12 protein-coding genes are annotated in these 14,610 nt (G+C 60.7%); 6 read left to right on the forward strand and 6 right to left on the reverse strand.

All coding sequences use genetic code 11. From position 1 onward, the window contains the following. Window positions 1–33 precede the first annotated feature (33 nt). Complete coding sequence (gene tauA / locus AC07N8_RS16050) at window positions 34–1,023, forward strand: taurine ABC transporter substrate-binding protein (protein WP_483843798.1); 990 nt, start codon at window positions 34–36, stop codon at window positions 1,021–1,023. Between the two features lie 112 nt (window positions 1,024–1,135). Here tauA and argA read toward each other — a convergent pair whose 3' ends face one another. Beyond that, window positions 1,136–2,434 (reverse strand): amino-acid N-acetyltransferase, encoded by a 1,299-nt coding sequence (gene argA, locus AC07N8_RS16055; protein WP_008026003.1) that lies wholly within the window; start codon window positions 2,432–2,434, stop codon window positions 1,136–1,138. Between the two features lie 204 nt (window positions 2,435–2,638). Beyond that, window positions 2,639–3,790, reverse strand: coding sequence for an acetylornithine deacetylase (argE, locus tag AC07N8_RS16060; RefSeq protein WP_483843797.1), 1,152 nt, complete (start codon window positions 3,788–3,790; stop codon window positions 2,639–2,641). A gap of 156 nt (window positions 3,791–3,946) precedes the next feature. Between argE and AC07N8_RS16065 the strand changes: the two genes are divergently transcribed. Beyond that, window positions 3,947–5,314: a CYTH domain-containing protein gene (locus AC07N8_RS16065; protein WP_059181989.1), complete on the forward strand. Its 1,368-nt coding sequence runs from the start codon at window positions 3,947–3,949 to the stop codon at window positions 5,312–5,314. A gap of 98 nt (window positions 5,315–5,412) precedes the next feature. Here AC07N8_RS16065 and AC07N8_RS16070 read toward each other — a convergent pair whose 3' ends face one another. Further along, a complete protein-coding gene (locus AC07N8_RS16070) occupies window positions 5,413–5,877 on the reverse strand; it encodes an Lrp/AsnC family transcriptional regulator (RefSeq protein WP_027926471.1) in 465 nt (154 codons plus the stop codon). 126 nt (window positions 5,878–6,003) lie between these two features. On the opposite strand from AC07N8_RS16070, the gene AC07N8_RS16075 reads away from it, so the two are divergent. The 3 genes from AC07N8_RS16075 (at window position 6,004) to AC07N8_RS16085 (ending at window position 8,608) form a co-directional block, all read left to right on the forward strand. After that, window positions 6,004–6,342 (forward strand): ACT-like domain-containing protein, encoded by a 339-nt coding sequence (locus tag AC07N8_RS16075; RefSeq protein ID WP_493144527.1) that lies wholly within the window; start codon window positions 6,004–6,006, stop codon window positions 6,340–6,342. Window positions 6,343–6,432: 90 nt separating this feature from the next. Beyond that, on the forward strand, window positions 6,433–8,217 hold the full coding sequence (gene tfpB / locus AC07N8_RS16080) for a type IV pilus assembly ATPase TfpB (protein ID WP_483843795.1): 1,785 nt from the start codon (window positions 6,433–6,435) through the stop codon (window positions 8,215–8,217). A gap of 73 nt (window positions 8,218–8,290) precedes the next feature. Then, window positions 8,291–8,608: a DUF2388 domain-containing protein gene (locus AC07N8_RS16085; protein ID WP_493144529.1), complete on the forward strand. Its 318-nt coding sequence runs from the start codon at window positions 8,291–8,293 to the stop codon at window positions 8,606–8,608. A gap of 86 nt (window positions 8,609–8,694) precedes the next feature. Here the strand turns inward: AC07N8_RS16085 and gcvP are convergent, their stop codons facing one another. Continuing rightward, window positions 8,695–11,568 (reverse strand): aminomethyl-transferring glycine dehydrogenase, encoded by a 2,874-nt coding sequence (gcvP, locus tag AC07N8_RS16090; RefSeq protein WP_493144531.1) that lies wholly within the window; start codon window positions 11,566–11,568, stop codon window positions 8,695–8,697. A 153-nt stretch (window positions 11,569–11,721) separates the two neighbouring features. On the opposite strand from gcvP, the gene AC07N8_RS16095 reads away from it, so the two are divergent. After that, on the forward strand, window positions 11,722–12,861 hold the full coding sequence (locus AC07N8_RS16095) for a DegT/DnrJ/EryC1/StrS family aminotransferase (protein WP_493144534.1): 1,140 nt from the start codon (window positions 11,722–11,724) through the stop codon (window positions 12,859–12,861). A gap of 114 nt (window positions 12,862–12,975) precedes the next feature. Here AC07N8_RS16095 and gcvH read toward each other — a convergent pair whose 3' ends face one another. Together gcvH and gcvT are read right to left on the reverse strand one after the other, a co-directional pair. After that, the gene (gcvH, locus tag AC07N8_RS16100; RefSeq protein ID WP_483843791.1) at window positions 12,976–13,359 is read right to left on the reverse strand and encodes a glycine cleavage system protein GcvH; all 384 of its coding nucleotides are present in this window, start codon (window positions 13,357–13,359) and stop codon (window positions 12,976–12,978) included. Window positions 13,360–13,409: 50 nt separating this feature from the next. Continuing rightward, on the reverse strand, window positions 13,410–14,492 hold the full coding sequence (gene gcvT, locus AC07N8_RS16105) for a glycine cleavage system aminomethyltransferase GcvT (protein WP_483843790.1): 1,083 nt from the start codon (window positions 14,490–14,492) through the stop codon (window positions 13,410–13,412). Window positions 14,493–14,610: the final 118 nt, after the last annotated feature.

The following is a 14,610-nucleotide window of genomic DNA, read 5'->3' on the forward strand; positions in this document are numbered from 1 at the left end:
TTCGGAAACAAAACCTTACCGAAAGGCCATGTCATGACGACCAAACGCGCACTATCCGGCTCAATTGTTACAGTTTGTGTATCGCTGTTAGTTTCTCTCTCCGCTCAGGCGGCCAACCTGACCGTGGGTTATCAAACCGGCATCGACCCCAGCAAAGTCCCCCAGGCAGACGGTCTGTACGAAAAAACCATCGGCGAGAAAATCGACTGGCGTCGCTTCAACAGCGGCCCGGAAGTGGTGACTGCCATCGCGTCGGGTGACGTACAAATCGGCAACCTCGGCTCAAGTCCCTTGGCCGCGGCCGCTTCGCGCAACTTGCCGATTGTTGCGTTCATCGTGTCGGCGCAGATCAATGCGGCGGAAGCCCTGGTGGTGCGCAACGGCAGCGGCATCGATAAACCGGAAGATCTGATCGGCAAGACCATCGCCACCCCGTTCGTTTCAACCTCTCACTACAGCTTGCTCGGCGCACTGAAGCACTGGGGCCTGGACGCCTCGAAAGTCAAAGTGGTGAATCTGCAACCGGCGGAAATTGCTGCGGCATGGAAGCGCGGGGATATTGATGGCGCATTTGTCTGGTCGCCGGCGCTGGGGGAAATTCGCAAGACCGGCAAGACGTTGACCGATGCGGCGCAGGTCGGCCAGTGGGGGGCGCCGACCTTCGAGGTCTGGGTCGCGCGCAAGGATTACGCAGAGAAACACCCAGAGGTTGTGGCCAAGTTTGCCAAGGTCACACTCGACTCGTTCGCCGACTACGCCGCGCATAAAGACAGCTGGACCGCCGATTCGGTGCCGGTACAGAAAATCGCCAAACTGACCGGAGCCAATGCTGCCGATGTACCGGAGTTGTTGGCCGGTTCTGCATTCCCGGATGCCAAGGCCCAGCAGACCACCGCGCTACTGGAGGGCGGCACGGCGAAGGCGATTGGCGAGACGGCGAAGTTCTTGAAAGAGCAAGGGAAGGTAGAGACGGTGCTGCCGGATTATTCGGCGTATGTCAGTGCGAAGTTTGTGGCTGAGTAATTGCCAGGGGCTGCTGCGCAGCCCATCGCGAGCAGGCTCGCTCCCACACTGGATCTGCATTCACTGGATATCTGCTGTGGGAGCGAGCCTGCTCGCGAAGGGCGCGCTGCGGTTATAAGGTCTTTTCGAAGATCTTCGAATTACGCTGATAGTTGTACAGCGAAGCCCGTGCCGACGGCAGGCGTTCAACGCTGCTCGGCACAAACCCGCGTTCGCGGAACCAGTGGGCGGTGCGGGTCGTCAGCACGAACAGGGTTTTCAACCCCTGGGCCCGAGCACGGGTTTCAATGCGCTCCAGCAGTTCATCACCGCGACCGCCATGACGGTATTCCGGGTTCACCGCCAGGCACGCCAACTCCCCGGCGTCCGAATCGGCAATCTGATACAACGCCGCACAGGCGATGATCATGCCTTCGCGTTCAACCACGCTGAACTGCTCGATCTCGCGCTCCAGCACTTCGCGGGAACGACGCACCAGAATCCCCTGCTCTTCCAGCGGGCTGATCAGGTCCAGCAAACCACCGACGTCTTCAATCGCGGCTTCACGCACCACTTCGAATTGTTCCTGCGCCACCAGCGTACCGCCACCGTCACGGGTGAACAGTTCGGTCAGCAGGGCACCGTCTTCGGCGTAGCTGACGATATGACTGCGCGCCACACCGCCGCGGCACGCCTCAGCTGCTGCATCCAACAATTCAGCCTGATAGTTGCTGCCCAGCCGCTGTAGATGCGCCGGCACTTGTTGCGGACGCAGTTCGCGCACCAGACGACCGTTTTCATCGATCAGGCCCAGGTCGGCGCCGAACAGCAGCAATTTGTCCGCGCCCAGGTCGATGGCCGCGCGAGTGGCGACGTCTTCGCAGGCAAGGTTGAAGATCTCACCGGTCGGCGAGTAACCCAACGGCGACAGCAATACGATGGAGCGCTCGTCCAGCAGGCGGTTGATGCCTTTGCGGTCGACCCGGCGCACTTCGCCGGTGTGGTGATAATCCACGCCTTCCAGCACCCCGATCGGCCGCGCCGTGACCAGGTTGCCGCTGGCCACCCGCAGGCGCGAGCCCTGCATCGGCGACGAGGCCATGTCCATGGACAGACGCGCTTCGATGGCGATGCGCAGTTGACCGACGGCATCGATCACACACTCCAGCGTCGCGGCATCGGTGATGCGCATGCCGTGGTGGTAATGCGGGGTCAGGCCGCGCGCAGCCAGGCGCGTTTCAATTTGCGGGCGGGAACCGTGAACCAGCACCAGCCGCACGCCCAGGCTGTGCAACAGCACCAGGTCGTGGACGATATTGCCGAAATTCGGATGTTCCACACCATCGCCGGGGAGCATGACGACAAAGGTGCAATCGCGGTGGGCATTGATGTAAGGCGAAGCGTGACGAAGCCAATTAACGTATTCGGGCATGAACCTGGGCCTGTAATAAATAGCAGCCAAAAAATGGGCGAAACTGAAAACGCACAGCGGGCTGATGGTTATCGTCGGAACAGGCTTGGCGACACGCGCGCTCTCCTCATGAATACGGGTTGGGACACTGGCAATTTATACGGTGAGTCAGCCAAAACACAAAACCCTGTGGGAGCAGGCTCGCTCCCACATTTTTGATGTCGCTCAACTGGCCGGTGTCAGGCAGTAATGTTGAATCAGTTGACGTAATAGATGCACCGTAGGCTGCAAACGTGACATTTCGAGGTATTCCCCCGGCTGGTGGGCGCAGGCGATATCGCCCGGGCCGAGCACCAGTGTCTCGCAGCCAAGTTGCTGAAGATAAGGCGCTTCGGTGCCGAACGCCACTGCTTCGGCGTCATGACCGGTCAGCTTTTGCGCAACCCGTACCAATTCCGAGTCTTCGGCCTGTTCGAAGGGCGGCACCTCAGGGAACAGTGGCGCGTAATCGATCTTCACCTGATGGCGCTCGGCAACCGGTTTGAGCCGCTGCAGAATCTCCGCGCGCAAGGCCTTGGGGTCCATGCCCGGCAAGGGACGCAGGTCGAACTCCAGCGAGCATTGGCCGCAGATGCGGTTAGGGTTGTCGCCGCCATGAATGCAGCCGAAGTTCATGGTCGGCGTCGGCACGCCAAACTGCGGATTGCGGAATTCGCGCTGCCACAACAGGCGCAGGCCCCGCAGTTCGCCGATGGCGTCGTGCATCGCTTCAAGAGCGCTGTGGCCCAGGCGTGGGTCCGAGGAGTGGCCGCTCTGACCGAGAATGTCGATGCGCTCCATCATGATGCCTTTGTGCATGCGGATCGGCTTCAACCCGGTCGGCTCGCCGATGACCGCCGCGCGGCCCAATGCACGCCCGGCCTTGGCCAGGGCGCGAGCACCGGACATCGAGCTTTCTTCATCGCACGTAGCGAGGATCAGCAGCGGTTGCTTGAACGGCTGATCGAGCAGCGGGATCACCGCTTCGATGGCCAGGGCGAAAAAGCCCTTCATGTCGCAACTGCCCAGGCCCACCCAACGACCATCGACCTCGGTGAGCTTCAGCGGATCGGTCTGCCACAACGCGCCATCGAACGGCACCGTGTCACTGTGGCCGGCCAGCACCAGGCCACCGGGGCCGGAACCAAAACTGGCGAGCAGGTTGAACTTGCCGGGGCTGACCTGCTGGATATCACAGGCAAAACCCAGATCACCCAGCCACGTCGCCAGCAAATCGATCACCGGGCGATTGGTCTGATCCAGGCTCGGTTGGGTGCAGCTGACCGACGGCGCAGCGATCAGTGCAGCGAACTGATCTTTCATGGACGGCAAAGGCATCGCTGACTCCAACTCCCGAATTGAAGTCCATCATAGAACCATCTGGCGACAGGAATAAACCGTCGCGGCGCGTAGGACTTGCGAGTCCTGTACACTGCACGACCTTGGCAGCCACACATTCCCCCGGCTGCGCTCCCGATCCTGGATTTTCCGGCCATGCAGAAAGAAACCGAAATCAAGCTCCGCGTCAGCCGCGAAACCCTCGCCGCCCTGCGCGAGCACCCGCTCCTGAAAAAACGCAACAAAAGTGGCTGGGAACGCCGTGAGTTGATGAATCAGTACTTCGACACGCCTGAGCGCGACCTGGCCCGTGCCAAGGTTGCCCTGCGCCTGCGCCGCGATGGCGAAGAAGTGATCCAGACGCTGAAGACCCGCGGCCACAGTGTTGCCGGCCTGTCCGAGCGTAACGAATACGACTGGAACCTGCCCAAAGCCAAGCTCGACGTGAAGAAACTCGACGGCGAATGCTGGCCTGAAGAGCTGGCTGAACTGGACAAGAAAACCCTGAAGCCGATCTTCACCACCGATTTCGTTCGCGAACGCGCTGAAATCGCCTGGGGCCGTGGCAAGACCAAAGTGGTCATCGAAGCCGCGCTGGACCTGGGCCACGTGATCGTCGGCAAGCAGAAAGAAGAAATCTGCGAGCTGGAACTGGAATTGCGCGAAGGCGAGCCGGCCGCCCTGCTGGAACTGGCCGCCGAACTGGCCGCGACCCTGGCCCTGATGCCTTGCGACATCAGCAAGGCTGAGCGCGGCTATCGCCTGTACGACGCCAACAGCTATTCGTTGAGCCTGCCGGCGCCGCAAATCACCGCCGAAACCCCGCTGGACGACGCGTTCGCCGCGCTGAGCTGGCACTTGCTGGGCAGCAGCCAGCGTCTGGCCGAGCAGTATCGCTTCAACGGCCACTGGCGCCTGTTGCTGGACTGGGTTGAAAACCTCGCTGAATTGCGTGCTTTGCTCAGCAGCCTGGGCCAGGCCGCACCACGTCAGTCGACGCACGACCTGCGCCTTGCGCTGGATGCGTTGCTGGAAGACTGGCGTCCGCTGGTGCAGGCCGGTATTGAGGACGAGGACGTGCGCAAAGCCGCACCGGAACAATTCCTCGAAGAACTGGAAGACCCGCGCTGGGGCCTGTTCTCGCTGAACACTTCGCGTTGGTTGCTGGCCCGCACCTGGGCGGCTGATCGCAACGTCCGCGGTAATCGTCAGGGCGCTGCGCAACTGGGTAGCTGGTTGCCGCGTTTGCTCGGTGAAGAAGCAACCTCCCTACAACTGCAGCGTTATCAGCAACAGCCGGAAGATCTGGCCGAGCAACTGCCGCGCATCGAACGCATCCAGGCCTGGCTGCACCATGCCCGTGGCGTGCTGGACATCCCGGAAATGGATCGCCTGTACGGTGAGCTGAAACAGCTGGCGCAACTGGCCAACGAACCGATCACCGATGAATCGCTGGATGCGCGTAAGCAGCAGGCGATTGCGGTGTATCAGAATCGCGCCTGGAAAATGCTGCTGCGTATGTAAAACCGCCTTCGCGAGCAGGCTCGCTCCCACAATGGAATGCATTCCAAATGTGGGAGCGAGCCTGCTCGCGAAGGGGCCAGCACATTCACCGCAAAACTTCAGACCGGCAAACTCGTCGTCGACTTGATCTCCGACAACGCCACAATCGAGTTCACTTCCTGTATCCCCGGCACCATCGATAGCTTCTCGAAAAAAAACCGCTCATACGCCTCAATGTCCGCCGTGACAATCCGCAGCAAAAAATCCACCGACCCCATCAGCACATAACACTCCAGCACCTCGGGAAAGCCGCGAATCGCCTCGGTAAACTCAGTGAAGTTCGACCGCCCGTGCGCATTGAGTTTGATCTCGGCAAAGATCTGCGTGTTCAGGCCGATTTTCTTGCGGTCGAGCAACGTCACCTGCCCACGAATGATCCCCTCTTCCTTCATCCGCTGAATCCGCCGCCAGCACGGCGACTGCGACAGTCCCACCTGTTCGGCGATCTGTGCGCTGGAGAGCGAAGCGTCCTCTTGCAGCAACGCGAGAATCTTGCGGTCGTAGCCATCGAGTTCGCTTTGCATAGAAAAACCTTAAATCACTTAGCCATTGAATTACACGATTCGATAAATCGCCAATAAGCCCAATCATAGATAAGAAATGCCCGGCAACGAATGTAAAAATTCCTCCAGTGAATTTGGAGTCCGACCATGCCGCATCTAGAAGCCGTCCACACCCCGTCCACCCGCGTCGATGTCTGGAACGCCAACAACGCCCATTGCCGCGTTCATTACCAACTGCTGGCCGAGGCCGAACCGGACCTGCTGTGCCGGGCGCTCAATCTGTTCGCCTTGCAGTTCTTGACGCCGCAACAGGTCAACGTGCAGCGCCAGGAGGATTTGCTGTCGATCGACATCGTCATGGACGGTCTCAGTTGGCACCGCGCCCAAGTGATTGCAGAAAAATTACGCAACATGATCAGCGTCTGCTCGGTCGAGCTGCAAACCGCTGAGGCCGCGTGGGATCAACCGGCCCAGGCGGCAGGCTGAAAAACCCCGACATGGCTTCGTCGGGTAGTGGCCCAACGGTCGACGGCTGCGCGACTATCCTTTGCGGACTGTTGTTCATGAGGAGCCCGCATGTCCGTTCAACTTGCCATTCAGGACCGCTGGCTGGATCTCAATGATTTGCTGCGCGAACTGGTCGCCCAAGGTTTCATCAGCCAGGACTCGGCCGAGCACGCGCTCAATGCACGCCGCCGCCACGCCGCCAATGGCCAGATGCACCCGCTGGAGTTCATCGCCAGCCAACACCTCGACGATCTCAGCCGTCCCGGCAAACACCTGGACCTGGAAAGCCTGACCCTGTGGCTGTCGCAGCAGGCCGGCCAGCCTTACCTGCGCATTGATCCGCTAAAGATCAACGTAGCGGCCATCACGCCGCTGATGTCCTACGCCTTTGCCCAGCGCCACAAGATTCTCGCGGTGTCGATCGACCGCGACGCGGTGACGGTGGCCAGCGCCCAGCCCTACGTCAGCGGCTGGGAAGCCGACCTGACCCACGTGTTGAAGCTGCCGATCAAACGGGTCGTGGCCAACCCGGTGGACATCCAGCGCTTGAGCGTCGAGTTTTTCCGTCTGGCCAAATCGGTCAGCGGCGCGACCACTGCCGATCAGCAAACCAGCACGCTGGGCAACTTCGAGCAACTGCTCAACCTCGGCGCCAGCGACCAGGAGCCGGACGCCAATGACGCGCACATCGTCAACATCGTCGACTGGCTGTTTCAGTACGCGTTCCAGCAGCGCGCCAGCGATATCCACATCGAACCCCGGCGCGAGCAAGGCACAGTGCGTTTTCGCATCGACGGCGTGTTGCACAACGTCTATCAATTCCCGCCGCAAGTGACCATGGCCATCGTCAGCCGCCTGAAAAGCCTCGGGCGGATGAACGTCGCGGAGAAGCGCAAACCCCAGGACGGCCGGGTGAAAACCAAGACCCCGGACGGCGGTGAAGTCGAACTGCGGCTGTCGACATTGCCAACGGCATTTGGCGAAAAAATGGTCATGCGGATTTTCGACCCGGAAGTGCTGCTCAAGGATTTCGATCAGTTGGGCTTCTCCGCCGAAGACCTGCGCCGCTGGCAGGACATGACCCGCCAGCCCAACGGCATCATTCTGGTCACCGGGCCGACCGGTTCCGGCAAGACCACCACGCTGTACACCACGCTGAAGAAACTGGCGACACCGGAGGTCAACCTCTGCACCATCGAAGACCCGATTGAAATGGTCGAGCCCGCGTTCAACCAGATGCAGGTCCAGCACAACATCGACCTGACCTTCGCCGCCGGCGTGCGCGCGCTGATGCGACAAGACCCGGACATCATCATGATCGGCGAAATTCGCGACCTCGAAACCGCCGAGATGGCGATTCAGGCGGCGCTCACCGGCCACTTGGTGCTCTCGACGCTGCACACCAACGACGCGCCGAGCGCGATCAGTCGCCTGCTGGAACTCGGCGTACCGCATTACCTGATCAAAGCCACTGTATTGGGCGTCATGGCCCAGCGTCTGGTGCGCACCTTGTGCCCACATTGCAAGGCGCCGCTGACGCTGGGCGAAGATGATTGGCAAACCCTGACCAAACCCTGGCAAGCCCCGCTGCCGAGCAACGCGCAGCGCGCCATCGGCTGCCTGGAGTGTCGCGACACCGGCTATCACGGCCGCGCCGGGGTCTACGAGATCATGCAGCTCACGGACGGCGTCAAAGCGTTGATCAACCCGGACACCGACCTGCTGGCAATCCGGCGTCAGGCATTCAAGGAAGGCATGCGCAGCTTGCGGCTGTCGGGCGCACAGAAAGTGGCGGCGGGTTTGACCACGATTGAAGAGGTGCTGCGCGTGACGCCGCAGAGCGAGCAAAAGTAGGCGCGGGTGTATGGAACTGGATGGGGGGATGGCTATCCAAGGCCGTGTAGTTAACCCAGTGGAGTCACCCATCATGCGTTTCAAACTTGCTTTCGCCACCGTCGCGCTGCTGTCCCTTCCAGTCGGTTCCGCGATGGCCGATAGCTTTTGGACTAACGTCCTTTCGTCAGGCGCGACCACCGGCTCGACTTACCTGACGTTCAAGGATCACAAACTGATCGTCGCCGCCCAGGACGATGCCAGCAGCTTCGTCGCCAGTGACGGCGGGATTCGCGGCCCTTACCTGGAAGCGGCGATGCAGAAAGTCCGCGCCGACAACCCGGGCCTGCAAGTGACGGACATGGAACTGGCGAATGCGATTCTGGCGAAGAACGCCGTCGCTTCGAAGTAAGTCCATCGATACAAAAATGCCGCTCACTGAGCGGCATTTTTTTGCCCGAACACAATTCCCTCCTGTGGGATTTGTGTTTCGGTAGTTCAGCGGTAGTCATCCACCGGTACGCACGCGCAGAACAGATTCCGGTCGCCATAGACGTTGTCCACCCGATTCACCACCGGCCAGTATTTGTGCTGTCGGGTGTGCGCATCCGGCGTCACCGCTTGCTCGATGCTGTAAGACCGCTCCCACACCCCGGTGATGTCCGCCAAGGTGTGCGGCGAACGCTTCAGCGGGTTGTCCTCGGCCGGCCAATTACCATTTTCTACCTCGCTGATTTCCGCACGGATGCTCAGCATCGCCCCGATAAACCGGTCCAGCTCTGCCTTCGATTCACTTTCGGTCGGCTCGACCATCAACGTCCCCGGCACGGGAAACGACATAGTGGGCGCATGGAAACCGTAATCCATCAGGCGCTTGGCCACGTCTTCTTCACTGATGCCGGTCAGCGCCTTCAGTGGCCGCAGATCCAGAATGCATTCGTGCGCCACTCGCTCGTTGCGCCCGGTGTAGAGCACCGGGAACGCACCGGATAAATGCTGCGCCAAGTAATTCGCGGCGAGGATCGCCACTTCGCTGGCGTCCGCCAGTTGCGGCCCCATCATCGCGATGTACATCCAGCTGATCGGCAAAATGCTCGCACTGCCCCAAGGCGCCGCGCTCACCGCGCCGTTCTGCGGCAATGGCCCGTCGATGGGCACCACCGGGTGATTGGCCACGAACGGCGCCAGGTGCGCCCGCACACCAATCGGCCCCATGCCCGGCCCGCCGCCGCCATGGGGAATACAGAAAGTCTTGTGCAGGTTCATGTGCGAGACGTCAGCGCCAATATCCGCCGGGCGAGCGAGGCCGACTTGCGCGTTGAGGTTGGCGCCATCCATGTACACCTGACCGCCGTGGCTGTGGATAACTTCACAGATTTCGCTGATGCCTTCCTCGTAGACACCATGGGTCGATGGATACGTCGCCATCAGGCAAGCGAGCTTGTCCCCTGCCTCCGAGGCTTTTTTCTTGAGGTCATCCAGATCGACGTTGCCGGCTTCGTCGCACTCGACAATCACCACGCGCATCCCGGCCATTTGCGCCGAGGCCGGGTTGGTGCCGTGGGCCGAGGACGGAATCAGGCAGATGTCCCGCGCCCCTTGATGACGGCTCTCGTGGTATTTACGGATCGCCAGCAACCCGGCGTATTCGCCCTGGGCGCCGGAGTTGGGTTGCATGCAAATCGCATCGAAACCGGTGATCGCGCAGAGCCAGCGCTCCAGCTCTTCGATCATCAGCGAATACCCCACGGCCTGCTCCTTCGGCACGAATGGGTGCAGGTTGGCGAACTGCGGCCAGGTGATGGGGATCATCTCGCTGGTGGCATTGAGCTTCATGGTGCAGGAACCCAACGGGATCATCGACTGATTGAGGGCGAGGTCCTTGTTCTCCAGTTGCTTGAGATAGCGCAGCATCTCGGTTTCGCTGTGGTGCGCATTGAACACCGGGTGGCGCAAGTAAGGCGAGGCGCGCAGCAATCCGTCAGGAATGCCGGACGCCAGCGTTTCAGCGTCCAGATCGTCGACGTTCAGACCATGATCGGCGCCAAGGAACACGTCGAACAACTTGGCGACGGTGGTTTCGTCCGAGGTTTCATCGAGGCTCAACCCCAACCGTCCACGCCCCAGAATGCGCAAATTGATCTGCGCGGCTTGAGCGCTTTCGATGATCGCGGTCTGGGTGCCGCCAACGTCCAGGGTCAGGGTGTCGAAGAAGTGCTGGTTGAGGCGGCTAACGCCATGTCGCTCAAGGCCGGCAGCGAGGATGCAGGTCAAGCGATGCACACGCTGGGCAATGCGTTTGAGCCCTTCAGGCCCGTGGTAGACCGCGTAGAAACTGGCGATGTTGGCCAGCAACACTTGAGCGGTGCAAATGTTCGAGTTGGCCTTCTCCCGGCGGATGTGTTGCTCGCGGGTTTGCAGGGCCATGCGCAACGCAACATTGCCGCGAGCATCCTTGGACACGCCGATGATCCGCCCGGGAATCGCCCGTTTGTACTCATCGCGGCTGGCAAAAAACGCCGCGTGCGGCCCGCCGTAGCCCATCGGCACACCAAAACGCTGGGATGAGCCAAACACCACATCGGCGCCCAACTCTCCCGGTGGGGTCAGTAGCAGCAAACTCATCAAATCAGTGGCAACACACGCCAGGGCTTGCTGCGCATGGAGGTGATCGATCAACGGCCGCAGATCGCGGATCTCGCCGTGGGTGTCGGGGTATTGCAGCAGGGCGCCGAACACCTGGTGCTGTTTCAAGTTATCCACAGTGTCGATGATCAGTTCGAAGCCAAAGCCTTCGGCGCGGGTCTGCACCACCGAAATGGTCTGCGGATGGCAGTTCTGGTCGACGAAGAACAGATTGCTTTTGGACTTGGCGACTCGCTTGGCCAGCGCCATGGCTTCCGCGGCGGCAGTGGCTTCATCCAGCAAGGACGCGTTGGCCAGTTCCAGGCCGGTGAGGTCGATGGTCAGTTGCTGGAAATTCAGCAGCGCTTCGAGCCGGCCTTGGGCAATCTCTGGCTGATAAGGCGTGTACGCGGTGTACCAACCGGGGTTTTCCAGAACGTTACGCACAATCACGGTCGGCGTGAGGGTGCCGTGGTAGCCCATGCCGATCAGGCTGGTCCAGACCTGGTTTTGCTCGGCGTAGCCGCGCAGCTTGGCCAGCGCGGCTTGTTCATCGAGGGCGGGCGGCAGGTCGAGCGGGCGGTTCAGACGGATACCCGGCGGTACCGTCTGCTCGATCAGTTCGACCCGGCTGCCGAGGCCGAGGCTGTCGAGCATCGCCTGCTGCTCGGCGGCATCGGGCCCGAGGTGGCGGCGCAGAAAGGCATTGGGGTCGCGTAACTGGCTCAGGGACGGCAACTGGGACATGACGGGCTCTCTCTTGACTGGCGCTCGGCGTCGATGCAACACGGTCAAACCAGCATAGCAGTCGATATCCGGGCGGATGGCTTGGCGCCGACGACCATTGCGGACATCATGCTCGGCATCTGCCTAATGTCCGCTGATCAGGTGCCTGAATTTATGAGCCAACAGCCTTTCCTGCCGTTCTCCAAACCCACCATCGATGAAGCGACGATTGCCGCAGTTGGCGACGTGTTGCGCTCGGGCTGGATTACCAGCGGCCCCAAGGTCCAGGCCTTTGAACAACAACTCTCGGATTTTTTTGGCGGGCGCCCGGTGCTCACCTTCAATTCCGGCACCTGCACCATGGAAATCGCCCTGCGCATTGCCGGGGTCGGACCGGGCGATGAAGTAATCACCACGCCGATTTCCTGGGTGGCCACCGCCAACGTCATTCTGGAAGTCGGCGCCACCCCGGTGTTTGCCGACATCGACCCGGTCACCCGCAACATCGACCTGGCGCAACTCGAAGCGGCCATCACCCCACGCACCAAAGCGATCCTGCCGGTGTATCTCGCCGGACTGCCGGTGGACATGACGCGCCTTTACGCACTGGCGAAGCAGTACAACCTGCGGGTACTGGAAGACGCGGCCCAGGCGCTGGGCTCCAGCTGGAACGGCCAGCGCATCGGCTCGACCGGTGATTTCGTGTCCTTCAGTTTCCAGGCGAACAAGAACGTCACCTCGTCAGAGGGCGGATGCCTGGTGTTGAACAATGATGAGGAAGTGCGACTGGCGCAGAAGTACCGTTTGCAGGGCGTGACCCGTAGTGGCTTCGATGGTTTGGATGTCGATGTGCTGGGCGGCAAGTTCAACATGACCGACGTCGCGGCGGCCATCGGCCTTGGGCAATTTGCTCATATCGAAGCCATCACAGCCGATCGCCGTGAACTGGCCAGGCACTATTTCGCGTATTTTGGTGAGGATTTCGAGGCGCAGTACGGGGCTCAACTGCCTCCGGCGGATTTCGAAAACAGCAACTGGCATTTATTCCAGCTGGTGTTGCCGGAGCGCGGGGATGGCCTGCCGGCACGGGCGACCTTCATGGAGCAGATGCAGGCGTTGGGCGTCGGTATCGGCTATCACTATCCGCCGATTCACTTGCTGAGCCTTTACCGCGAACGCGGGTTCAAGGAGGGCATGTTCCCGATCGCCGAGCGGGTCGGCCGCCTGATTGTCTCGTTGCCGATGTTCACGGCGATGAGCAAAGCGGATGTCGAGCGGTCAGTCGCAGCGGTGAAGTCCGTACTAAATCCATAGAACCTGTGGGAGCGAGCCTGCTCGCGAAGTAAGAGTGTCAGTTGGCATAACTGTTTGCTGACACACCGCTTTCGCGAGCAGACTCGCTCCCACAGGGATTTCGCAGGGCGTGGATTACTCGCCGATCGCAGCCTTGTAGCCAGCCGCGTCGAGCAGTTTTTCCAGGTCAGCGGTGTTGCTTGGCTTGAGCTTGAAGATCCACGCGCCGTACGGGTCGGTGTTGAGCAATTCCGGGTTGGCACTCAGTTCTTCGTTGATGGCAATCACTTCACCGGCAACCGGGGAGTAGATGTCGGAAGCGGCTTTAACCGACTCCACCACACCGGATTGATCACCGGCGGCGAAGACTTTGCCCACTTCGGTCAGCTCAACGAACACCACATCACCCAGCGCTTCCTGCGCGTGATCGCTAATGCCCACGGTGACGGTGCCGTCGGCTTCCAGGCGGGCCCATTCGTGACTTTCGGCAAAACGCAGGTCGGCAGGAATATCGCTCATGTTCTGTGTCCTCAAGAAAAATGTCAGCGGTTGTAGTCCGCCAAAAAAGGTTAGATCAAGGTTTTGCCATGGCGTACGAAGGTCGGCTTGACCACTCGGACCGGGTACCACTTGCCACGGATTTCCACTTCTGCGCGGTCGGCAGTTGCCATCGGCACGCGCGCCAGTGCTATCGACTTGCTAAGCGTAGGAGAGAAACTACCACTGGTGATCTCCCCTTCGCCAACATTGGCGATGCGGACCACTTGATGAGCGCGCAAAACACCGCGTTCCTCAAGGACCAGCCCCACCAGTTTGTGCTGTACGCCACCGGCCCGTTCGGCTTCCAGGGCGGTGCGCCCGATGAACTGGCGAGAGACCGGTTCCCAGGCAATGCTCCAGGCCATATTGGACGCCAGTGGCGATACATCTTGATGAATGTCCTGACCGTACAGGTTCATGCCGGCTTCGACCCGCAAGGTATCCCGCGCACCCAGGCCGATAGGGGAAATGCCCGCGCCGACCAGATCGTTGAAAAAACCCGGGGCTTGATCGGCCGGTAGAACGATTTCCAATCCATCTTCGCCGGTGTACCCGGTACGGGCGATGAACCAGTCACCTTCCGGCTGGCCTTCGAATGGCTTGAGCAGCTGGATCAGATTGCCGCGAGCCTGGGAGACCAGTTCGCAGATTTTCTGACGGGCATGCGGGCCTTGTATCGCCAGCATCGCCAGCTCTGCACGCTCGTTGAGCTGCACATCGAAACCATCGAGGTGAGCCTGCATCCAGGCGAGGTCTTGATTGCGGGTGGAGGCGTTGACCACCAGGCGATAACCGTCGTCGAGGCGATAGACGATCATGTCGTCGACGATGCCGCCGCGCTCATTGAGCATGGTGCTGTACAAGGCACGGCCGGGGCTGTGCAGGCGTTCGACATCATTGGCCAGCAAGTGCTGGAGCCAGGCCTTGGCCTGGGAGCCGCTGACATCGATCACGGTCATGTGGGATACATCGAAAACCCCGCAATCGCGGCGCACCTGATGGTGTTCCTCGACCTGCGAGCCGTAATGCAGAGGCATATCCCAACCGCCAAAATCGACCATCTTCGCGCCGAGGGCGAGATGAAGGTCATACAGAGGCGTACGCTGTCCCATGGGTTTCTCCTTCCGGGCGTGGCGAAGGTGCGGACAGGTGCTGCACGGGGTGAAAACCTTGAAGTAGAAGGCTTTCAGCCGATTTCAGCTACCGGGTCTGTCAGACGGACCGCACCGA

It is taken from the genome of Pseudomonas sp. GW821-FHT10C09 (assembly GCF_059415465.1).

Bases quoted from the DNA above. Each gene is read 5' to 3' on its own strand.
- tauA (WP_483843798.1), top strand. From the start codon at position 34: ATGACGACCAAACGCGCACTATCCGGCTCAATTGTTACAGTTTGTGTA.
- argA (WP_008026003.1), bottom strand. From the start codon at position 2,434: ATGCCCGAATACGTTAATTGGCTTCGTCACGCTTCGCCTTACATCAAT.
- argE (WP_483843797.1), bottom strand. From the start codon at position 3,790: ATGCCTTTGCCGTCCATGAAAGATCAGTTCGCTGCACTGATCGCTGCG.
- AC07N8_RS16065 (WP_059181989.1), top strand. From the start codon at position 3,947: ATGCAGAAAGAAACCGAAATCAAGCTCCGCGTCAGCCGCGAAACCCTC.
- AC07N8_RS16070 (WP_027926471.1), bottom strand. From the start codon at position 5,877: ATGCAAAGCGAACTCGATGGCTACGACCGCAAGATTCTCGCGTTGCTG.
- AC07N8_RS16075 (WP_493144527.1), top strand. From the start codon at position 6,004: ATGCCGCATCTAGAAGCCGTCCACACCCCGTCCACCCGCGTCGATGTC.
- tfpB (WP_483843795.1), top strand. From the start codon at position 6,433: ATGTCCGTTCAACTTGCCATTCAGGACCGCTGGCTGGATCTCAATGAT.
- AC07N8_RS16085 (WP_493144529.1), top strand. From the start codon at position 8,291: ATGCGTTTCAAACTTGCTTTCGCCACCGTCGCGCTGCTGTCCCTTCCA.
- gcvP (WP_493144531.1), bottom strand. From the start codon at position 11,568: ATGTCCCAGTTGCCGTCCCTGAGCCAGTTACGCGACCCCAATGCCTTT.
- AC07N8_RS16095 (WP_493144534.1), top strand. From the start codon at position 11,722: ATGAGCCAACAGCCTTTCCTGCCGTTCTCCAAACCCACCATCGATGAA.
- gcvH (WP_483843791.1), bottom strand. From the start codon at position 13,359: ATGAGCGATATTCCTGCCGACCTGCGTTTTGCCGAAAGTCACGAATGG.
- gcvT (WP_483843790.1), bottom strand. From the start codon at position 14,492: ATGGGACAGCGTACGCCTCTGTATGACCTTCATCTCGCCCTCGGCGCG.